Source organism: Paenarthrobacter sp. CM16 (genome assembly GCF_013179505.1).
Classification (GTDB): domain Bacteria; phylum Actinomycetota; class Actinomycetes; order Actinomycetales; family Micrococcaceae; genus Arthrobacter.
Genome location: NZ_JABMCX010000005.1, coordinates 16,344 through 36,053, shown reverse-complemented (window position 1 = coordinate 36,053; position 19,710 = coordinate 16,344). Strand labels below are relative to the sequence as shown.

The 19,710-nt window shown below is 62.6% G+C and carries 19 protein-coding genes; 9 read left to right on the top strand and 10 right to left on the bottom strand.

The features are described 5' to 3' along the window. The first annotated feature begins 505 nt into the window (after nucleotides 1–505). Nucleotides 506–1,843: an amidohydrolase family protein gene (locus tag HP499_RS00845; RefSeq protein WP_172322083.1), complete on the top strand. Its 1,338-nt coding sequence runs from the start codon at nucleotides 506–508 to the stop codon at nucleotides 1,841–1,843. On the opposite strand, the gene HP499_RS00840 is transcribed toward HP499_RS00845, so the two are convergent. From HP499_RS00840 to HP499_RS00820, 5 genes are read right to left on the bottom strand one after another with little or no spacing between them, the layout of a single operon-like run. Continuing rightward, on the bottom strand, nucleotides 1,840–2,574 hold the full coding sequence (locus tag HP499_RS00840) for a YesL family protein (RefSeq protein WP_172322082.1): 735 nt from the start codon (nucleotides 2,572–2,574) through the stop codon (nucleotides 1,840–1,842). The genes HP499_RS00845 and HP499_RS00840 overlap by 4 nt on opposite strands. Before the next feature lie 8 nt (nucleotides 2,575–2,582). Beyond that, on the bottom strand, nucleotides 2,583–4,232 hold the full coding sequence (locus tag HP499_RS00835; protein ID WP_172322081.1) for an extracellular solute-binding protein: 1,650 nt from the start codon (nucleotides 4,230–4,232) through the stop codon (nucleotides 2,583–2,585). Nucleotides 4,233–4,237: 5 nt separating this feature from the next. Then, nucleotides 4,238–5,107 carry a carbohydrate ABC transporter permease gene (locus tag HP499_RS00830; RefSeq protein WP_172322087.1) on the bottom strand — a complete coding sequence of 290 codons (870 nt, stop codon included), beginning with the start codon at nucleotides 5,105–5,107 and terminating at the stop codon, nucleotides 4,238–4,240. A 56-nt stretch (nucleotides 5,108–5,163) separates the two neighbouring features. Beyond that, nucleotides 5,164–6,144, bottom strand: a complete 981-nt coding sequence (locus tag HP499_RS00825; RefSeq protein WP_172322080.1) for a sugar ABC transporter permease — start codon at nucleotides 6,142–6,144, stop codon at nucleotides 5,164–5,166. Then, nucleotides 6,144–8,219, bottom strand: coding sequence for a beta-galactosidase (locus tag HP499_RS00820; protein ID WP_172322086.1), 2,076 nt, complete (start codon nucleotides 8,217–8,219; stop codon nucleotides 6,144–6,146). The genes HP499_RS00825 and HP499_RS00820 overlap by 1 nt, the downstream gene beginning before the upstream one ends. 559 nt (nucleotides 8,220–8,778) lie before the next feature. Here HP499_RS00820 and HP499_RS00815 point away from each other — a divergent pair. Further along, nucleotides 8,779–9,531, top strand: a complete 753-nt coding sequence (locus HP499_RS00815) for a metalloregulator ArsR/SmtB family transcription factor (protein ID WP_172322085.1) — start codon at nucleotides 8,779–8,781, stop codon at nucleotides 9,529–9,531. A gap of 83 nt (nucleotides 9,532–9,614) precedes the next feature. Here the strand turns inward: HP499_RS00815 and HP499_RS00810 are convergent, their stop codons facing one another. Together HP499_RS00810 and HP499_RS00805 are read right to left on the bottom strand one after the other, a co-directional pair. Further along, complete coding sequence (locus HP499_RS00810; RefSeq protein ID WP_172322079.1) at nucleotides 9,615–10,616, bottom strand: nucleoside hydrolase; 1,002 nt, start codon at nucleotides 10,614–10,616, stop codon at nucleotides 9,615–9,617. Between the two features lie 94 nt (nucleotides 10,617–10,710). Next, on the bottom strand, nucleotides 10,711–12,195 hold the full coding sequence (locus tag HP499_RS00805) for an MFS transporter (RefSeq protein WP_172322078.1): 1,485 nt from the start codon (nucleotides 12,193–12,195) through the stop codon (nucleotides 10,711–10,713). Between the two features lie 135 nt (nucleotides 12,196–12,330). On the opposite strand from HP499_RS00805, the gene HP499_RS00800 reads away from it, so the two are divergent. The 4 genes from HP499_RS00800 to HP499_RS00785 are packed head-to-tail and all read left to right on the top strand — an operon-like array spanning nucleotide 12,331 to nucleotide 14,731. After that, nucleotides 12,331–13,104, top strand: coding sequence for a GntR family transcriptional regulator (locus HP499_RS00800; RefSeq protein ID WP_172322077.1), 774 nt, complete (start codon nucleotides 12,331–12,333; stop codon nucleotides 13,102–13,104). 33 nt (nucleotides 13,105–13,137) lie between these two features. Next, a complete protein-coding gene (locus HP499_RS00795) occupies nucleotides 13,138–14,022 on the top strand; it encodes a PfkB family carbohydrate kinase (protein ID WP_172322076.1) in 885 nt (294 codons plus the stop codon). 44 nt (nucleotides 14,023–14,066) lie between these two features. After that, nucleotides 14,067–14,333, top strand: a complete 267-nt coding sequence (locus HP499_RS00790; protein WP_172322075.1) for a type II toxin-antitoxin system Phd/YefM family antitoxin — start codon at nucleotides 14,067–14,069, stop codon at nucleotides 14,331–14,333. Next, nucleotides 14,330–14,731 (top strand): PIN domain-containing protein, encoded by a 402-nt coding sequence (locus HP499_RS00785; RefSeq protein WP_172322074.1) that lies wholly within the window; start codon nucleotides 14,330–14,332, stop codon nucleotides 14,729–14,731. Before HP499_RS00790 ends, HP499_RS00785 begins: the two co-directional genes overlap by 4 nt. Nucleotides 14,732–14,735: 4 nt before the next feature. Here HP499_RS00785 and HP499_RS00780 read toward each other — a convergent pair whose 3' ends face one another. From HP499_RS00780 to HP499_RS00770, 3 genes are all read right to left on the bottom strand, one after another. Then, complete coding sequence (locus tag HP499_RS00780; RefSeq protein WP_172322073.1) at nucleotides 14,736–15,020, bottom strand: acylphosphatase; 285 nt, start codon at nucleotides 15,018–15,020, stop codon at nucleotides 14,736–14,738. Between the two features lie 96 nt (nucleotides 15,021–15,116). Further along, a complete protein-coding gene (locus tag HP499_RS00775; RefSeq protein WP_172322072.1) occupies nucleotides 15,117–16,025 on the bottom strand; it encodes a glycosidase in 909 nt (302 codons plus the stop codon). Nucleotides 16,026–16,172: 147 nt separating this feature from the next. Continuing rightward, nucleotides 16,173–17,204, bottom strand: coding sequence for an adenosine deaminase (locus HP499_RS00770; RefSeq protein WP_172322071.1), 1,032 nt, complete (start codon nucleotides 17,202–17,204; stop codon nucleotides 16,173–16,175). A gap of 83 nt (nucleotides 17,205–17,287) precedes the next feature. Here HP499_RS00770 and HP499_RS00765 point away from each other — a divergent pair, with 83 nt between their 5' ends. The 3 genes from HP499_RS00765 (at nucleotide 17,288) to HP499_RS00755 (ending at nucleotide 19,701) form a co-directional block, all read left to right on the top strand. Next, complete coding sequence (locus HP499_RS00765) at nucleotides 17,288–18,199, top strand: MSMEG_6728 family protein (protein WP_172322070.1); 912 nt, start codon at nucleotides 17,288–17,290, stop codon at nucleotides 18,197–18,199. Between the two features lie 102 nt (nucleotides 18,200–18,301). Then, on the top strand, nucleotides 18,302–18,664 hold the full coding sequence (locus HP499_RS00760; protein ID WP_172322069.1) for a DUF1622 domain-containing protein: 363 nt from the start codon (nucleotides 18,302–18,304) through the stop codon (nucleotides 18,662–18,664). Beyond that, nucleotides 18,661–19,701 carry an alpha/beta hydrolase gene (locus tag HP499_RS00755; RefSeq protein WP_172322068.1) on the top strand — a complete coding sequence of 347 codons (1,041 nt, stop codon included), beginning with the start codon at nucleotides 18,661–18,663 and terminating at the stop codon, nucleotides 19,699–19,701. The genes HP499_RS00760 and HP499_RS00755 overlap by 4 nt, the downstream gene beginning before the upstream one ends. Nucleotides 19,702–19,710: the final 9 nt, after the last annotated feature.

Genomic DNA, 19,710 nt, shown 5'->3' with positions numbered 1-19,710 from the left:
ATCCACAAAGAACAATGGCGCATCGACATGACAACCGGCGTCCCATGGTTCATCCCCCCACCCCACATCGACCCCCAACAAACACCCCGACGCAACCACCACCACACACCCCACAGAACATAAAGGGTTTTGCACGGGATGCGCCGCGATCTTGGGTGAGCGTGAACTTTTGGGGGTCGAATTTTGGGAGGGCCAGCGATGCGATGTTTGCTTTCGGGCCGCTTCCCCGTGCCCGCGATATGCGCCCTGCGGATGCCACCGCGGAGACCAGCGGGGCGCCGGCGTACAAGATCAACCGCACGCTGCTAGAAGCCTGCACCGAAGCCGGCGATGAGAGGGACCGGTGCCTCGGAGTGCTGCTCTTTGGCATACCAAGCCAAAAACTCAAGAGAGCAAGTTGCAGATATTACTTGCATCACGTATCAGGACTAAGGCACTCTGGAATACCAAACCCATAGCCGCAGGCAAGTAGCGGCCAGGCAGTTCGTTCCCCAGGAGCCCAATCATGTGCCTTCACGATCACACCTCAGCACCCAAACCCGAGGGTCAGTTGCCCCGCCGTGGCATCCTCGCCGGAGCTGCAGCATTGGCCGGAATCTCCGTGGCCGGCATTGCCGCGCAGCTCGCTTCAGCGCCGGCTGCCCACGCCGACAACACGCAGTCGGCTCCAAACTACCCGGGCCGGCCATTGACCACCCAAGCGCTCATCATCGAGGGCGGAACCGTCGTGGACCCAAAAACCGGCGATGCTGTGGCCGATGGAGTGGTAGTGCTCGACGGCGGCAAGGTCGCCGCCGTCGGGACCCGGGACGAAACGCGCAAGGCTGTTGCCGCAGTCGCGAACCGTGCCCGCAAACTCAACGCCACGGGGAAATGGGTCCTCCCGGGACTCGTCGATGCCCACGTCCACGCCAACGCTCTGGCCGATGCCCGAGCCCTCCTGCAAGGCGGAGCCACCAGCGTACGCAGCGGTTCGAGCACGTTTTACCAGGACATTGCCCTCGCCGCCCTGCCATCGTGGGCGCCTGGTCTCTCACCGAGGATGACGCCGGCGGGACTGTTTATCTCACCGGATCAAGGGGATTCACTTTTGGCTGATCCGGACTTGGCGCCACTGGCAACTCTCAGCGGTGGTGTGAAGGAGCCGCAGGACCTCGCGTACCTCACCCGCATCAACCTCAAACGGGGCGCCGAAGTCATCAAAACACGCGCTAATCCGCGGGCTGGCCTTCCTGAACAGGATCCCCGCGAGTTGGTCTACAACGTGGACCAGCTCGGAGCGATCGTCAAGGCCGCCAAGGGAGCTGGTGTCCTCTGCCACGCCTACAGTGCCGAAGGAATCGACGGCGCTGTACGGGCCGGGGTTCGCAGCATTGAGCACGGCGTCTTCATGACGGAAAAGACCATCCAGGAAATGGCCCGGCGCGGTACCTTCTTCACACCCACCATGGACGCCATTACCAGTATGGCCCGCTCCGCCAACCCCATCCTGGCCGCGCGCGGAACCGAGTACACGCCCATCCTTCAGGCCGCCGTACGGGCGGCCAAGGACGCTGGAGTGACGATCGTGGCCGGCACCGATTCCTTCGGAACGGATGTGACGCCCATTGGCACCGAAGCGCGTTTGCTTGCCGAAGCAGGACTGACACCCCTGGAAGCTTTGCAGGCAGCCACCATCAATGCGGCACGTTTGCTGGGCCGTGGCGAGAATGTTGGTCGCTTGGTCCGCGGCTCCATGGCGGACGTGGTGGTGGTGGATTCAGATCCCCTGACCGATGGTTCGGCCCTGGAAAAGGTCAGCACAGTGATCGCCCAAGGTGTTGTGGTGCGCACCAGCCTTTAGGCCACCGGTGAGGAACCGGCCGGGGAACCGGCCGGGGAGCCGGCTGGGCAACCGTCTGCAGCCACGGTAAACCGTTCCTCTACCAACGCCAGTAGCGGTCGGGAGTTCAAGCACAACAGGTAAAGGATCAGGCCGCCCACAAACAGCAGCAACCACACGCTGGTGGAGATCAGCACGAACCCCGCAACAAAGAGGATCCCTAGGTTCCCGAGGGCCACCCGTCTCCGGGCTCCAATGCTGTAGATCGACAGCCTATAGATGTCCACGCTCCGGAAATTGAAGCGGGCCAGCAACAGCATCGCGTGAACAGCAGCTGTACTCACCACGAGGCCGAGCCCCACCAGCCCGATCCGGGCAGCAACAGTTTGAAGGTTGCTGCCCGGCAGGCTGGTGAGATTCGCGACGACGACTGCAAGGAGGGCTGCGTAGGGCAGCCAGACCACTAAGGCCTGGCCAAAGTTGCTCCGGTACGACTTCAAGAAGTCGTGGAACACCCCCGTGTCCGCCCCGGCGATAAGTCGGTTAAAGGCGTAGCAGGAAGCCACTACTGACGGGCCCACCAGCACGAAACCCAACAAGGCGGCAGGACCCACCAGCCCGGACAGCAAGGGCATGAGCACCACCAGCACGTTGGCCAGCACCAGCAATGCCCCGCCCACCATGACCCCGTACACAACCCCGGCCACCCTGAATAAGGGACCGGAACCGTACTGTGCCTCCTTCGCAGCCATCAGGAGAGCTACTTCTTGTCCGCGTAGGCTTTGTATGCCTTATTGGCCAGCTCCACGTATTTGCTCTGGCCCTTGCTGTCGAGCTCCTTGACGTAAGCGTCGAACTCACTGAGGGCACGCTGTCCGGTGATGAACTTGAGGGTGTTCTGTTTGACGTGGTCCTTCAGCGGGGTCAAAGCCAGGGTTGCCTGTTCCCGGTCAATATCGTTGAACGGCACGGGCGGGGGCACGGGGCGCGGCTTCTTGGACTTCATGGCTTCCTGGAACGCCAGCTCCTCCTCATTGAACGTGGAGTGCAACAGTTCCGTGGCGCCACCGTAGGCGAAGTTGCCACCGGAGAAGCCGTACTCCACCCGGAGATCTTTGGTGCCTGCGGGGTTGAGGCCCTGGAAGTTGATGTCGGAGGCGAGCTGACGTTTGCCTCCGGACTTGGTGAATGTGGTTCCCTCCACACCCCACTTGCTGAACTCCTGTCCGGCGTCGCTGTAGAACAACCAGTCGATGTACTGGATGAGTGCCACAAAGCTGTCCTTGTCCTTCACGGAGGAGTTCAGCATGATGCCGTTCTCCAGCCGGGTTCCCCCAATAACGTCACCTTCCGGGCCTCCGGGAACCGTGATCTTGCCGATCTCGAAGTTGCCCTTGCCCAGGGACTGCTCCATGGAGGTGCGGTAGGTAATGACATTCTGGGAGTTGGCGCTGATGACGAACGACTTGCCGGACACAAACTTTTGGATGGCTGAATCGTCGGTCTGGGTGAAGCTTTCGGGGTCCATCAGGCCCTCGGAAACCAGCGAATTGAAGTAGGTCACCAGGTCCTTGAACTTGTCCGAACCGGCGGCGAAGCCGAACTCCTTCTTGTCCTCATCGAACTGCAGGCCGTCCACTAGTCCCCACCCGGCCTGCGTCCCGAAAGCCGCACTGGAGATGTTCAGGACACTGTCGCCCTTGAACCGGTCGGAGTAGGGCACCACGTCAGGGTAGGCCTTCTTCAGCGAGCGCAGGACTTCCCGGAACTCGTCCCACGTTGTGGGCTCCTCGAGGCCTTCCTTTTTCAGCACATCCTTGCGGAAGCACAGGGAGTAGTCGGGCCAGAGTTCCTCGTGGAGGCCCGGGAGGACGTAGTACTTGCCGTCTTCCTGGGTCAGTCCTTCAATCTCGGGCTCGAGCTTCCACTTCTTCACCTTTTCCTGGAAGTGCGGCATCAGGTCAACATAGTCGCTGACGGGCAGGACGGCCCCGGCGGAAACGAACGCCGCTTCCTGTCCCGGGTAGGTTTTGGCGATGATTTCCGGGGCACTGCCGGAGCTGATGAGCAGGCTGCGCTTTTGCTCGTAGTCGCTGTTGGGCACGATGGTGGGTTCCAGGGTGACGTTGTTGTCACTGGCCATTTTGGTGAACAGCAGCCAGTCCTTCTTGTACGGGTAGGTCGGCTGGTCGGAGAACAGGAACGTGAACGTCAGCGGCACCGTCGCCTTGAACGTGTCACCGACGCCGAAGCTGTCCATCGCACCGTTGCGGGACTTGGAGGTGTCCACCTTTTCGGTGGTCTCGGCGTCGCAACTGGTCAGCATGAGTCCGATGGTGACAACGGATGCGAGTCCAAGAAAATCTCGTCTCCGGAGCTCAGGTTTGTGGATCATTGGATGTCCTTTCATAAGGGTTATTCCTTGACGGAACCGAGCATGACGCCCGAGAAGAAGTACTTCTGCACGAAGGGGTAGACGCAAAGGATGGGGATGACGGTCAGGACGATGGTGACCGATTGGATGTTGGCGGCGATCTGGCCGACGTTCTCCGCTGTTCCGCCGGCTGAGCCCGCTGTGGTGACTCCGGCGATCATGTTGCGCAGGTAAATGGTGACCGGGAAAAGGTCAGGATTGTCGAGGTAGAGGAAGGCTTGGAACCAGGAGTTCCAGTTGGCAACGGCGTAGAACAGGACCATGGTGGCCACGATCGCCTTGCTGAGCGGCAGCACCACCCGGAACAGCACCCCGTATTGCGTGAGGCCGTCAATCGATGCTGCTTCTTCCAGTTCGCGCGGCATGTTCTCGAAGAAGGACTTCATGATGAGCAGGTTGAACACGCTGATGGCGTTCGGCAGCACCACAGCCCAGATGGAGTCCCGCATGCCCAAAGAACTGATGAGCACGTAGTTGGGAATCAGGCCGCCGTTGAAGAACATGGTGAACACGGCCAGGCCAATGAAGACGCTCCTTCCTTTGAGGTCCTTCTTGGCAATGGCGTACGCGAATGCAGTAGTGAGGACCATGGAGATGGCCGTCGCCACCACGGTGTACAGGACGGTGTTGCCGTAGTTGTTCCAGAACGTGGAGTCGGCCAGGATCAGCTTGTACGTCTCCGTATTGAAGCCCATGGGAAACAGGTTGACCTGCCCCGCGTTGATGAAGCCTTCGCTGGAGAACGACTGGGCAATGATGTTCAGGAACGGGTACACGGTCAGGAAGACCACCAGCAGCAGGAACACCAGGTTGAACGCCCGGAAGATGCGCATGGCACGGGAGACTTTCATGTCCTTTATCAGGACCCCTTGGGCTGCGCCGCCCTTGATCGCAGTAGCTGTTTTGTTCACCACAGGCTCGTTCCTGCGAGGCGCTTGGAGATCGCGTTCGCTGAGAGGATCAGCGTGAGGCCGATGACGGATTCGAACATTCCGATTGCGGCCGCGTAGCTGAAGTTGCTGGATTCCAGGCCTACCCGGTACAGGTAGGTGGAGATGACGTCTGAGGTTGCGTAGTTGAGCGGGTTGTAGATGAGGAGGATCTTCTCAAAGCCCACCGCCATGAATGTGCCGATGTTCAGGATCAGCAAGGTGATGATGGTTGGCCTGATGGCCGGGAGGGTCACGTGCCAGGTCTGTTGCCAGCGGTTGGCGCCGTCGATCCTGGCTGCCTCGTACAGGGATTCATCCACCCGTGTCAGCGCTGCAAGATAGAGGATGGCGCCCCAGCCCATGGTTTGCCACACCTCGGAGCTGATGTACATGGGGCGGAACCAGCCCGGATCCTGCGTGAAGTTCACGGTGGTTCCGAACAACGATTCCGCGATCTGGTTGACCGTGCCGGTCATGGAGAAGTTCTGCAGGATCATGCCGGCGATGATCACCACGGACATGAAGTGCGGCAGGTAGGCCACGGTCTGGACGAACTTCTTGAACTTCTGCGATCTCAGCTCGTTGAGCATCAGGGCGAAGATGATGGGCATCGGGAAGCAGAACACCAGGGTCAGGACACCCAGGATGATGGTGTTCTGGAAGGCCTGCCAGAAGCTGGGATCGTTGATGAACAGGGTGATGTACTTGAAACCCACCCACTTCTCGCCGAAGATGCTGCCGCCGGGCTGGAACTGCCGGAAGGCAATCACGTTCCCGGCCATGGGCAAATACCTGAAGATCAGCAGGTACAGCAGGGGCAGCGCCAGCAACGTGTACAGGCGCCAGTCGCGTTTGAGGGCCAGTTTCCAGCTTCCGGGCTTGTCGCGGCGCTTCTTGCCGGTGCCCGGTTCGGGGCCGGCCACTGCCTTGGGCGGAACATCGAGTCGTAGTGCCATCAGTCCGCCGCCCGTCCCGCAGTTTCGTCCAGGATCAGGACACCGTTGGCAGGGAGCTCAACCAGCCCGCTGACCGCGCGTCCGCTGAGGCGGTCCGTGCCGCCGTCGAGCACGTCCACACTGGACGGAGCGTCGTTGTGGTTGAGCACCAGGAGGAAACTTCCGGCGGTGCCGTCAGCTGTGGTGCCAGTACGACGCCGGACCTGGACTCCCGCGGGCGTTTTCAGTTCCGGCTCCACCCCGGCCGCCCGGAGTTGGTCCTTGAGTAGCTGGTTCAGCAATCCGTCATCAACACGGGCCGAGACGTACAGTGCGGTGCCGCGTCCAAAGGAGTTAAGGGTGACGGCCGGGGTGCCGGCGAGGCGGCCCGAGGAGTAGCTGGCCAGGACCTCCGCCGCTTCAGCGTGCAGGTGCTCGGTCCAGTAACTCGCGGAGGAGGTACCGCCGTCGGACGTTGAGAGCTTTACTTGCTCATCCGCTCCGGCGAGCGGGTGCATTTCCTCGCTCCACGCGCCCAGGACGTTCCTCAATGCCCCGGGGTAGCCACCCAGCCGGATGGTGTTGTCCTGGTCCACGATGCCCGAAAGATAGGAGACCACCAGCCGTCCGCCGTCGGACACGTAGTTCTCAAACCGGTCGGCGGCGTCATCAGTCAGCAGGTACGACGCCGGCATGATCACCAGGGTGTACCCGGAAAGGTCGCTGTTGGCGTTGACGAAATCAACGGTGATGTTGGCATCGAACAGTGGCCGATAGAAGCGCAGCACTTCCTCCGCATAGTTCAGGTCCGATCTCGGTGAGTTGCCGAGCTCCAAGGCCCACCAGCAATCCCAATCGAACACGATGCCCACCTTGGCAGCGGACCTGGTGCCCGTCAGATCTCCGAGGGACTTCAGTTCCTGGCCGAGCTCGCAGACTTCCCGGAAAATCCGGGTGTTGGGTCCGGCATGGTTCACCATGGCCGAGTGGTAACGCTCCGTGCCGCCCTTGGCCTGGCGCCACTGGAAGAACAGGATGGAATCAGCGCCCTGGGCTATGGCCTGGTACGAGCCGAGGCGCATCTTGCCGGGAAGTTTGGAGACGTTGACGGACCACTGGCTGACCGCGCCGGTAGCTTGCTCCATCACCATCCACGGCTGGCCGTGACGGAGTGAACGCATGAGATCGAAGTTCAGCGCCGCCGCAATGTGCGCGTCTTCCTCCCGCGGGTCCGGGTAAATGTCCAGCGCTGCTGCGTCTTCCTCGGCCGCCCACGCCCAGTAGTCGTTGGTCTTGTAAAAGCGCATGAAGTTGGTGACGATCGGCAGGTCAGGGCTGTGCCGGCGGAGGACATCCCGCTCGGCCTTGAAATGCTCCAGCATGCTGTCCGAGGTGAAGCGGTGGAAGTCCAGGCGTCGTGACGGGTTGGACCAAGTGCGGGGTTGGGCAGGGACGCGGACCTGGTTCCAGTCGGTGTAGATCTGGCCCCAGACCGTGGTGCTCCAGGCCTGGTTGAGCTCATCCAACGACGAATACTTCTGCTGGAGCCATTCGCGGAACGCTTTCTCCGCCCAGGGACCGTAGGACACAGGCCCGTATTCGTTGCCGACGTGCCACATCCGCAGTGCAGGATGGCTGGCGTAGCGCTCGGCCATCTTCTCCGCCAGCGCCAGTGACTTGGCCCGGTATACCGGGTGGGAGACGTCAAAGTGCTGCCTGGATCCGAATCCGAAGATGCTCCCGTCCGGCCGCTCCGGCATGATGTCCGGGTGCTGCTCCACCAACCAGGCCGGCGGTACGGCGTCCGGTGTTGCCAGATCCACGCCGATGCCGTGAGAGTGCATGAGGTCCATGACGTCATCCAGCCAGCCGAAATCAAAAACGTCGTCGCTGGTTTCCAGCCGGCTCCAAGAGAAGACCGCCAAGGTCACCAGGTTTACCCCGGCCTGTTGCATGAGCTTGGCGTCCTCGAGCCACACTTCACGGGGCCATTGCTCGGGGTTGTAATCCCCGCCGTAGGCTATCCCGCCTATTCGTTGGTGCAGTTGCCGCAGCCGCACCTCGGCTGTCCGCAAGTCCTCAGGGTGGATGGTCATCATTGTCCTTCACTCGGCCTTCGTCGCCCTGAACCACAGTGCGACGCACATCACACAGAGAAACTATCGTAAAGTTTACGCAATAACAACAGGTGAGTATCGGAAACCCCCGAGTAACCTGGAGACACGAAAAATAAGGTGTGGCCACGGGATTGGCGGGGTTTCGGGCCGTTGGATCGCAGTAACGACGGGTGTAAATGAACCTGAATTCAGTTAAGTTTCCGACTCTTCATGGAAACTATCGGAACCACGTCGGGTCGTAGCCACCCGGCTCAGGTGGGCAGCTATGCCGCCGGGCAAGCTACGCCGCCGGGCAAGCTATGCCGCCGGGCGCATGCCGAGTTCGCGGGAAGCCCTCGGAATCACTGGGACACGAACGGCGATCTCACACGCTTCCCACGATCTCGCCGCGCCACCCCCGCACGCTTCCCACGATCTCGCCGAGCCACCCCCACACGCTTCCCGCGATCTCGCCGCGCCGTCCCGCACGCTTCCCACGCACAAGGACCAGTCCGTGAACCCGTTGACACGTGACCAAAAGGTCACCTATTCTGACTCCATGGACACCGTGTTCAAGGCCTTGGCAGACCCCACCCGCAGGGAATTGCTGGATGAACTGTTCCGCGAGGACGGCCAGTCTGCCTCCGCTTTGGGAGCCCGGTTCGAGATGACCCGTTTCGGCATCGCCAAGCACCTCAAGCTGCTCGAGGATGCAGGGTTGGTGGTCACCCGCCGTCGGGGGCGCGAAAAGCTGCACTTCCTGAACCCGGTACCCATCCGTCTCATCCACGACCGCTGGGTGAGTAAATATGCAGAACCATGGGCCGCTGCCCTCAGCGACCTCAAATCCAGATTGGAAAGTCCCATGGAAAAGATCTTCGAGATTTACATCAAGACCACCCCGGAGCGGCTCTGGGAAGCCATCACCAATAGCGAGATCCGCAGCAAGTACCAGTTCGGGAACACGCTGAGCTCGGATTGGACGCCAGGCAGCCGCTTCGAAATGCGGAACCCCAAAGCCGATGCTCCGCTGGGCGAGGGCGAGAACATCGAGGTTGATCCCCCACGCCGGCTCGTCCAAACCATGCGGGCACTCTGGGGCGAAGACGTGAAGGCCGAGGGTACGTCGCGCATCACTTGGGAGATCGAAGCTGTGGGCGACTCCTGCCACCTGACCGTCACGCACGATCAGCTCCGCGAAGGCGCAAACGACCAACTCTACGGCGGCTGGCCCATGATCCTCTCCGGCCTCAAGACCTGGCTGGAAACCGGCGAAACCCTCACCACCCCCGGCTCGCTCATGTACGCGTAGGCAGCCTGGATACCAGCCGCTTAAAGGCGAACGACGACGGCGGGCCGCTGCCGCCGTCGTCGTCCTCATCACTCTTCCGCCAGTCAGGCGACGGGTTCCACTGCCCTCATTGCTTCAGATTCCGTAAGCCAGGCCGCCTGCAAGGTTCCCAACAAATGAGGCGCGAAGTCCTCGCCGATTTCCAAGACCACGCGGCAACGCGCGCCACGCTGATCCGGGTACCCGGCATAGAGTCCCCGGAGATCGCACACTGTCTGGCCGCGGCCCGGTCCGTTGGTGGTGTCCACCTGGACGCGGACGGTTGGCGCAACTGTGAGTTCAACTCCCTGGACGGCGATGGCCGCAGCAAGGGGATCGTGCATGGCAGAGCACGCCCGGCCGAAAATATCGACGTAGAAGCCGAAGTAATAGCCCAGCATTTCACCCAGTGCCTGCGAGACCGGGTGCTCGGTGGCGAGCAGTTCCTGGCGGTGGTTTTCCTCCAGCACGTTGGTCATGGTGACATCCAGGGGTACCAGCGTCACGTTCCAGTCCGCAGCCAGGACCTCGGCGGCAGCCTCGGGGTCGTTGGCAATGTTGGCCTCGGCAACCGGCGTGATGTTTCCGGGAGCCAGCGCCGCCCCACCCATGATGGTGACCTCGGCGATCAGTTCAGGAAGCCTGGGTTCCAACCGCAAGGCTTCGGCTATGTTGGTCAGCGGGCCGATGGCCACGAGGCGCAACTCCCCCGCATACCGGTGCGCCAACTGGACCAACAGTTCCGCCGCAGTGGCCGTGACGGGTTCGCGGTGGGAGGGAACGAGGTCCACCCCGCCGATGCCGTTGTCACCGTGGACGTGCGGGGCGCCGCCGTGGAAAGTACCAACCTGGGGATCGTGCGCACCGACCGCCACCGGAATGTCCGGGTGGCCGGCCAGGTTCAGCAGGTCCAGGGTGTTCCTGGCGCCCCCGGCAGCACTGACGTTGCCGCTCACTGTGCCGATGCCCACGAGGTCAGCCCGCGGGGAGGCCAGGAGGTAGGCCAGGGCGAGGGCGTCGTCAATGCCGGTATCGCAGTCGAGGAAGAAGGGTGCGGACTGGGTCATGGTGGTCTCTCGTTTCAGGTGTAGCTGACTGCTTGGTGTGCGGAGTGGGGTGTGGGGCGCGCCAAGCGCCTAAGCCTGGTGCCGGCGTCGTGCGTTAGATCTTTTCGCCCTTAGGTGCCGCGATGAAGAGGCTGACGACGAAGGCAAGTGCCGTGATGGACACCGAAATCCAGAGGGCTGTGGAGTATCCGGCAGCGGTGCCCTGGCCCGCGAAGGGAGCCACGATCACGACGCCGAGACTCGCCCCGATGCCGAACGAGGCCCCGTTGATTCCCGGCAATGCTGCGGGCGCTTCCTTGGGCGAGAGCAGCACGGACAGGCCGTTGATGGCGGTGAGGAAGAAGCCGTTGTAGAAGATGCCCAGAGCGGCGATGGCTATGAGGACAGCCACCTGGTTGTGCGAGAACAGTGCAGCGACGATTGCGCAGGCAAGGCTGGTGGCGGTGCCGACGCGGACGGTCTTGATCCAGCCGCGGCGGTCGGCGATCCAGCCGGCCAGCGGTGCGGCGAAGACGCCGATGAGTGCTGCAGGTGTGAGGAACAGCAGGGCGGCAACAGATGCGGAAAGGCCAAAGCCGTTCGCCTTGTCCTGGCTCAGGAGCACCACGGTGAAGTTGATGATGGCGAAGATTCCGGCGAGTGTCAGCACGGTAGTGGCAATGACCGGCCAAACCTGGCGGGAGCGAAGATGGTGGACGGCAACCAGCGGCGTTTCGCGCTTCTTCTCGATGAGCCAAAAGGCGGTGAAGGAAGCGATGCTGCCCGCAAGCAGGCCTAGTGCTGCAGGTGACGTCCAGCCGGCCGAGGAGCCCGTGGACACGAAGTAGGTGATGAAGACCAGGAACACCGACAGCGAGCCTGCGCCCCACCAGTCCATCCGGCCGGGAGCGACAGCGGATTTTCCGCCGGGAACCACTTTGATGACGCACACGACGGCGATCGCGGCCAGGACCAGGACGGCAACAAAGATCGACTGGAAGCCCAGGATCTCGGCCATGAGCCCGCCGAAGTAGCCATCCACCCCGCCAACGCCGCCGTTGATGGCCGCGATGATGCCGATGGACGTACCAAAGAGCCGGGCGGGCAGGTACTCGTTGAGAACAATGTAGGAGAGCGCAAAGATGGCGCTGGAGACGCCCTGCATAAAGCGGCCCGTGACCAGCAACGGCAAGGTGGGTGCGAAGATGCACAGCACGGTTCCCGCACCCATGATGGCCAGGACCAGGAGGAGTGCGTTGCGGCGTCCGATGAAGTCGCTCCACCGTCCGATCACAGGGCCGGCGATGGCGCCGGCCAGGAAGAACATTGACTGCACTTGGGCCACTGCTTCCGGAGTTTCTCCGAAGAAGGAACCGATGTGGGGCAGCGCGGGGGTGATCATGCTGGCATTGAGCTGGAAGGCCAGCACTGCCAGGACCAGCGTAGTGATCAGCAGCGCGGCGGCTTTGCCGTGGAAGCGACTTTCGTCCGCTTTCGAGGCTGGTGTTTCCGTTGCTGACAGGGCCTGCGGGTCTGCAGCAAGCGCGTCTGCCGTCTGCGAATCTTCAGCCTGGGGTCCTGCCGCGGTGGGGATGTTCACATCAAACTCCTTTGTCCGAGGGCGCGGGGCGGCGCCACGAGATGTGAGTTGTTATACAAGCATGTATTACGAGCTTGTGCAACCTATCACTGTCATCCGGTACAGTGTCCGTAACCCATCTCAAGTGAGGCACCCTTGACCGACAACGCCGTCCAGTTCCTGTCACGACCCATCGCCGCCCAGCCCGGGCAGCCTTTGCGCGTAGCAGCCTACTCGCGCATCGCCGAAGCCATCCGGACCAAAGTCCTGCCGCCGGGGTCCCTGCTCCCCACAGAGACGGAACTGGGCTCCATGATGGACGTCAGCCGAACCGTGATCCGGGAAGCGCTGATGCTGCTCGAAGAAGACGGCCTCACCCGGGCACGACGCGGAGTGGGCCGCTTTGTTGCCGACTCCCTCCCCCGGATCGGCATTGAACACATCCGCCCGTTGGATCAACTCCTTGGCGGAACCGAGCAAGACATCCAGGTCAAACGGGTAGCGGCCATCAAACAACCGGCGTCGGAATTCGTGGCACCAGGCATTGGCGTCCAGCCCGACGAGGACGTGTGGTTCTGGGAAAGCGTGCTCATCCGCAACGGCGAACCCGTTGCCCACCTGCAGGAAAACGTGGCCCAAGGCATACCGGAAGCCGAAGCCCTCGCCGAGGCCGCAGAAGCTCCCACACTCTCCGCCTCAACGCTGCTGGAAGTCCTCAGCGGCCTCCCGGGCGCAGCCCTTGGCCCCGGCGAATGCCAGATCAGCCTCAGCACCGCCGGACCCAGCCGTGCAAAGTTGCTGGGACTGCGACCGTCCGACCCCGTACTGGTCCTCACCCAATACGTCCGCCGCAACGGCAATGCTTTCTACCTCGCCAAATGCCTGGTGGCTGCCAAAGCCGGCCACCTCTCCGTCATCCAATCCTCCTGATTTCCCTCCCCGAACTTCCGTAAAGGACCTTCCATGAGCACGTCCCTTCAGTCTGCCGCGCCCTCGTCCCTGACCGTCGTGGGCAGCATCAACCTCGACATCACCGCCACAGCCACCCGGCTCCCCTCCCCCGGTGAAACAGTGGGCGGCGGTATTCTCCGCCAACAGCCCGGCGGAAAAGGCGCCAACCAAGCCGTGGCCGCGGCCCGGCTTGCAGGTTCCTCCCGCATGGTGGGGGCTGTAGGCCAGGACGACGCCGGGCTCGGCCTCATCAGCGCGATGGCGGGTGCCGGCGTCGACGTCCAGGACATTGCCCGGGTTGACGCGGCAACTGGCACTGCGCTGGTACTGGTGGACAGCGAGGGGGAGAACCAAATTATGGTGTGCCCCGGCGCCAACGCGACGGTGAGCGTGGAGGGCGTCTTGTTCGCCGACAACGAGGCAGTCCTCTGCCAGCTCGAAGTGGACCAGGACGTGGTGCTCGAAACTGCCCGCCGCACATCGGGTTTCTTTGCCCTGAACGCCGCCCCTGCCGCACCGCTCATTCCCGGACTTCTGGAGCTCTGTGACCTGGTGATCGTGAACGAGACGGAGTATGAGCTGATCCCCGCCCTTCGCGACGCTCCGCTGGTTGCCGTGACTTACGGTGGCGACGGTTCGGCCATCTTTGTCGAGGGCGAACGGGTCGCCGAGGCTCCGGCCCTGCGGGTGAACGACATTGCCAACACCATCGGAGCCGGGGACGCCTTCTGTGCCGCGCTGGTCCTGGCACTGACGTCCGGTCTTGAGTACACACACGCCCTCGCTGCAGCCAATGCAGTTGGTGCCGACGCCGTCAGGGACAGCGCCTCGCAGCCTGCCCTGAAGCCGCTGGAGCATTACATCGAGGCGACAAGTTCTGTTGGCCGGCCCGCCTGAGGGGATCCAAAAACTGCGTGCTACGATTGCTACGGAGGCAAAACATGACAACCATTCCGCACCGGGAGCTACGCAACCAGAGCAGTAAGATTCTGGAACGGGTCAAGAATGGGGAAGTCATTGACGTCACCAACAATGGCGAGGTGACGGCTACCCTTATTCCTCCATCAGCTTCGCCTTTTGAGCGGCTGCTCCAAGCAGGCAGCGTCCGGCCCGCCAGTGAGTCGCCTGTGGACTTCACTCTTCTGCCTCGCATCAGCAGCGACATGACCACAGCCGAGCTCCTGGCCGATCTGCGTGGCGATCGGTGATCACCTACGTCGACACTTCGGCCGCCATGAAGTTGGTGGTCAATGAACGCGAGTCCTCGGCCGCTGCCGCCTACTTGGTAGAGGTAGCAGCCTCCGGAGGCCACCTGGTGGCCTCCATGCTCCTCTACACAGAGCTTCACTGCGCGGCCCGTCGCAGGAACATGCCGTTCGACGTTGTCAATGCCGTTTTGGCTGGCATCAATCTGGTGGACGTAACCCGATCAGATCTCATGTATGCAGCTGCCCTTCCGGGACAACTTCGCAGCGCGGATGCCATTCATTTGTCGACAGCTATTCGGCTCCAGACCGACACGTTGGTTGCTTATGACCATGAACTGCTTCTGGCCGCTACAGAGTCAGGCCTGAACACCACGTCGCCGGGGCGTAGCAGCCACTGACCCGCTAGTCGACAATCCGGAAGTCGCTGAACTCCCCTGTTGTTTCGGAGAGCTCAACGTCAGCATTCTCCACGCGGCCGGGCGCGCGGGTGGAGTGGAGCCATTTCACTATGCGGTCCACGTCGGCGGCATTGCCCTCCGCCACCAACTCCACGGAGCCGTCAAGGCTGTTCCGGACCGTGCCCCTCAGCCCCAGCTCGTCGGCTTTCCGGGCAGTCCAATAGCGGAAACCCACGCCTTGGACAAGGCCGGTGATGCGGGCAGTGACGCGCTGGGCTTCGTCAGTCATGGAACCACCTTAACGAAAACCCGCCCTTGTCCGTCCCGCTCACCGTTCAACGGCTCGCAGGGCGAACAAGGGCAGGTTTCGAACCGGCAAAGGAACTTAGCTGACTACGATGTCCCGCGTAGCGTGGCTGTACGTGATGGTGACGGGGCCGCCGTCGTGGTTCAACTCATGGTTGGCGCCATCACGGGCACCGAACGCACCGTAGTTCTCATCCCACGAACGGTTCAGCGCGATCTTGTACGTGTAAAAACCTGCAGGAAGTTCAGCAGTGATGGTCCACACCTGAACCAGCGGGTTGAACTCCATCTGCGCTTCGTCGTACTGCGGCGCCCAATCTTCGGGAGCACCCATGATCTTGTTGAAGTCCCCGGCCACCGCCACCGCGTCCGGCTGCGGCAAGGTTTCGACGGCGGGACTCGCCGCTGCCTTGGCCGGCGCCTTACGCGTGGTTTTCTTCGGTGCCGCAGCCTTCTCCGCGGGCGCAGCCTTGGCTGTAGCGGCCCTGGCCCTGGGCGCGGACACCTTTGCTGCTGCAACCTTTGGTTCCGCGACGTCGGTTGCGGCGACCGCGGGATCGGTTGCCTTTTTGGCTGCAGCCCGCTTTGTAGCTGCCTTCTTCGCCGCGGGCTTCACCGGCGGGGCCGTCGGAACGGCCACATCGGCTGGAACCGGCGTTCCGGCGTCGAGCGCTGCTCCGAAAGCTGCCGCATCCGGGAAGGCCACGGTGGCACGCAAGCCGTCCTCCGGAATGGTCCAGCCCGAACGGCCCTTGACCAACCAGCCGGCCTTGACCAGCTTGGCCGATGCCGACGTCAGGGTCTTGTGCCCACGCGGGATGCCGCCACTGAGCAGTTCGGCCTCGTGATCATTGAAAGGTACGCGGACGATCGCTTCGGCCAGGACTTCGCCGGCGTTGAGGGTTGTCTCGGACCACACGCTTTCAGCGAGGATGTCCAGTACGGCCTTCAGACGAAGGTTGGTGTTCTCGGCGGTGTTCGCGCCCATGCTTCTCCTTCAACGGGTGAATACTCTCTTTGCAGTTTGCCAATGAATTGTTAATTCCCGCGACTGCAGAAGGTAAACACCGTGTGTCGTGACCGAGTGTGACATTCGGGACACGGCAAGTGATGTACAGGTCTCAGCTGGCGGCTTTCAGGCGGGCGTCACGGAGGACTTTACCCACTCGGTGACCTCATCCAGCAGCACCGCTTTGCGGGCATCGCTGGCGAACGAGGAACGGATGGAGTTGGCAGCCAACGTGGCCTGCTCCGGCACGGAGAATTCCAGGACCTTGACCAACTGCTTATAGTTGTCGTCCACATAACCGCCGAAGTAGGCGGGATCGTCCGAGTTCACGCAGACGTTCAAGCCGATGGCGAGCATTTCAGGCAGCGGGTGGTCGGCCAGTTTGTCCACGGCGCGGAGCCTCACGTTGGACAGGGGGCACACAGTCAGCGGGACTTGCTCGGCAACCAGCCGCTGCACCACGTCGGTGTCCTCCATGCAGCGGATACCGTGATCGATCCGCTCGACGTGCAGCACGTCCAACGCCTCGGTGATGTAACTGGCGGGGCCTTCTTCGCCCGCATGGGCGATCCTGCGCAGCCCGGCCTCGCCGGCGCGCTGGTACAGGCGCTCAAATTTCGACGGCGGATTGCCCACCTCTGCGGAGTCCAGCCCGATGCCCGCAATCGGTGCGTGCATGGCAATAAGTTGGTCCAATACCTCCAAGGCTGAGTCCTCGGACATGTCCCGCAGGAACGCTGCGATGAGGAGGGTAGAGACGCCGAAGTCTTCCTCTGAAGTGGCCAGGGCGTTGGCCACGCCGTTGACACAGGTCTCCAGCGCAACACCCCGGGAGACGTGGGCCTGGGGGTCCATCATGATTTCCGCGTGGCGCACTCCCCCGGCGGCAGCCCGCTTCAGGTAGGCACGCGTCATGTCCGTGAAATCCTGCTCCGTCTGCAGCACAGCCATGTTGGCGTAATACAGGTCCAGGAAGGATTGCAGGTCCGTGAATTCATACTTTTCCCGGAGTTCGGCGATGTCTTGGTACGGCAGCTCGATGCCGTTACGTTCAGCCAGGGCAAAGATCAGCTCTGGCTCGAGAGTCCCTTCGATGTGCAGGTGCAGTTCGGCAACCGGGGGCGCCGTGGTGACAGTTTTCTCGTCAAAAGTTTCCACCCTGCAACTCTAGGCCCCAACAATGGCACGTGTCCCGGAGCACTCAACTTGGTTCTCACTCCCGGCACCCTCAAACTGAAAGGATGCAGACTTTCCTCCCCTTCGCCGATTTCCGTGAGAGTGCCAAAGCCCTCGACACTTCAAGGCTCGGCAAGCAGCGCGTCGAAGCACTCCAGGTCCTCCGCGCATTGGTGATCCCGGAGTACGGTTGGCAGTCTCACCCCGCCGTGCGCATGTGGATGGGCCACGTCCCGGCACTCACCATGTACGGCCTGGCCATGGCCGACGAATGGATGGAACGCGGCCACCCGGACAACACGCGCGCGAACATCGCGGAGTTCGCCCCGCAGGCAGCCCACCCGGACTATGCCTCCCGGATCGTCATGCCGCCGTGGCTCGGTCACGAGGACCTGCACCTCAGCCACCGCTCCAAGCTGCTCAGCAAGGATCCCAAGCACTACGCACAGATTTTTCCCGGCACCGAGGAAAAACTGGAATATGTGTGGCCTGAGCCCAAGCACGAGTTCCACCCGGTGGACCCTGAAGAGGATCGCCTCCTGATCCTGCGCTCCAACGTCGAAGACCTCCGCCCGGAGCAGCTCACCACCGTCAGCATGCCGCCGCACGGCAAGGCCAAGGCAGCCCCCGCGGACCCCGACGAATACCAGTTTGTGTACGCCGAGGAGAAGTCCCGCCGCCAAGTGGGCGGTCCCAAAAAGCGTCCGGTGGCGCCCCGCGAGAAGAAGCCCACACGGAAGCGCCAGGCACAGGAACAGGCCTTCAACACCTTGCCTGGCAAGACAGAGCTGGCCATTCCGTTCGACGGCGGACAAACGTTCGCTGTCGGCCTGATCCAAGGCCGGCCCATCACGGTGGATGGCCGCTTTGCCCGCAACTTCGAGGTCACCAACGTGATCAAGCGCTCGGACTTCGACTACCCCGCGCTCCTGCAGGATCCCCGGGTGTTCTTCCCGGTCCCGGCGCCTGCGCTGTAGCTTGGAACCCGGCCTTGTTCGCCTGTCACACCGTAATGCGGCCTGACAGGGGAACAAGGCCAGGATTCGACGGCGGTAGCCCGCACCTAGGCAGGGAGTTTCATGGATTTCCAGCACATCATTGAAGAAGTCGGCCGGTACATGGACTTTGCCGGAGTGGCAGTCATGGTAGTCGGAGCCTTGGTTTCGGTTCCAATGGCCCTTCGCGGGTACCAGCCCAAACGGGCCCGTGGCTTGGCTCCCTTCTCTCCGTACCGCTCCTACCGGCAACTGCTGGGCAGGTCCATACTGCTGGGCCTGGAGCTCTTGGTGGCCGCCGACATCATCCGCACCGTCGCTGTCACTCCCACATTCGAGAGCGTCGGAGTCCTGGCCATCATTGTGCTCATCCGGACCTTCCTGAGCTTCTCCCTCGAGCTGGAAATCACCGGCCGCTGGCCTTGGCAGAAGGAAAAGGAAGCATGACCCGGCCGTGGATCCCGGACATCCTTGGTGACGGCTTTGAGCAACAAACGCTGGAGCTCGACGACGGTGCTGTCGCCACCTTGGTCAGGTACCTCGGCGCTGGCACTAAGGAGTTGGGCGACGACGCCCCGTGGCTGGACGCTGCGGACGGGCCTGGCTTCGACGCCGATGTCCTCTACGTCCACGGCTGGTCCGACTACTTCTTCCAACGCCACGTGGCCGAATTCTGGCACCGGGCCGGTGCACGCTTCTACGCCCTGGACCTGCACAACTACGGCCGCAGCCTGAGCCCGGGGCTCGTCCCGGGCTTCGTCACCAGCCTTAGCGATTACGACGCCGACATCGAGGCTGCCCTCTCAGCCATGGGCCGCTCCGGTGTTCCCGGCGAGGATCGGCCGCTCATTCTGCTGGGCCACTCCACCGGCGGACTCACGCTCAGCCTGTGGGCTGCCCGCCATCCTGGAACGGCGTCGGCCTTGATCCTCAACAGTCCCTGGCTGGAATTCCAGGCGACCGAGCTCGGCCGGCGCGCGATCGCTCCCCTGGTGGGGCTGCACGCCCGTCTCCACCCCTTGGCGCCACTGCCGCCAGTAGATCCGGGCATCTATACCCGCGCTGTGTCTGCCACCCTCGACGGCGAATGGGACTACAACCTCGAGTGGCGGCCGGACCGGGGCTTCCCCATCACCCCGGCCTTCCTCGACGCCGTCTTCCGCGGTCAAGCCACCGTCGCGGCAGGCTTGGGGATCGACGTCCCAGTGCTCGTGCTGCTCTCGGACAAGAGCTACCTGCAGCCCAAGTGGTCCGCTGATGCACTCACTGCCGACGTCGCCCTCAACGTGGACGCCGTGGCCCACCGCTCACTGTCCTTGGCGGACACCGTCAGTATCAGCCGGCTTCCGAACGCCTTCCACGACATCTTCCTGTCACCCGAACCCATCCGAAGGGAGGCCTTCGCACGGATCGGGCGCTGGCTTCCCATGGCTTTGCAGCCTACGGATGCAGTGTTGTGGGAAGCCAGGACCGCGGGTTTGTAGCCCACGTGC

What these genes read in the sequence shown, in the direction of transcription:
- HP499_RS00845 (WP_172322083.1), top strand. Translation starts at nt 506, where the DNA reads ATGTGCCTTCACGATCACACCTCAGCACCCAAACCCGAGGGTCAGTTG.
- HP499_RS00840 (WP_172322082.1), bottom strand. Translation starts at nt 2,574, where the DNA reads ATGGCTGCGAAGGAGGCACAGTACGGTTCCGGTCCCTTATTCAGGGTG.
- HP499_RS00835 (WP_172322081.1), bottom strand. Translation starts at nt 4,232, where the DNA reads ATGAAAGGACATCCAATGATCCACAAACCTGAGCTCCGGAGACGAGAT.
- HP499_RS00830 (WP_172322087.1), bottom strand. Translation starts at nt 5,107, where the DNA reads ATGAAAGTCTCCCGTGCCATGCGCATCTTCCGGGCGTTCAACCTGGTG.
- HP499_RS00825 (WP_172322080.1), bottom strand. Translation starts at nt 6,144, where the DNA reads ATGGCACTACGACTCGATGTTCCGCCCAAGGCAGTGGCCGGCCCCGAA.
- HP499_RS00820 (WP_172322086.1), bottom strand. Translation starts at nt 8,219, where the DNA reads ATGACCATCCACCCTGAGGACTTGCGGACAGCCGAGGTGCGGCTGCGG.
- HP499_RS00815 (WP_172322085.1), top strand. Translation starts at nt 8,779, where the DNA reads ATGGACACCGTGTTCAAGGCCTTGGCAGACCCCACCCGCAGGGAATTG.
- HP499_RS00810 (WP_172322079.1), bottom strand. Translation starts at nt 10,616, where the DNA reads ATGACCCAGTCCGCACCCTTCTTCCTCGACTGCGATACCGGCATTGAC.
- HP499_RS00795 (WP_172322076.1), top strand. Translation starts at nt 13,138, where the DNA reads ATGAGCACGTCCCTTCAGTCTGCCGCGCCCTCGTCCCTGACCGTCGTG.
- HP499_RS00790 (WP_172322075.1), top strand. Translation starts at nt 14,067, where the DNA reads ATGACAACCATTCCGCACCGGGAGCTACGCAACCAGAGCAGTAAGATT.
- HP499_RS00780 (WP_172322073.1), bottom strand. Translation starts at nt 15,020, where the DNA reads ATGACTGACGAAGCCCAGCGCGTCACTGCCCGCATCACCGGCCTTGTC.
- HP499_RS00775 (WP_172322072.1), bottom strand. Translation starts at nt 16,025, where the DNA reads ATGGGCGCGAACACCGCCGAGAACACCAACCTTCGTCTGAAGGCCGTA.
- HP499_RS00765 (WP_172322070.1), top strand. Translation starts at nt 17,288, where the DNA reads ATGCAGACTTTCCTCCCCTTCGCCGATTTCCGTGAGAGTGCCAAAGCC.
- HP499_RS00760 (WP_172322069.1), top strand. Translation starts at nt 18,302, where the DNA reads ATGGATTTCCAGCACATCATTGAAGAAGTCGGCCGGTACATGGACTTT.
- HP499_RS00755 (WP_172322068.1), top strand. Translation starts at nt 18,661, where the DNA reads ATGACCCGGCCGTGGATCCCGGACATCCTTGGTGACGGCTTTGAGCAA.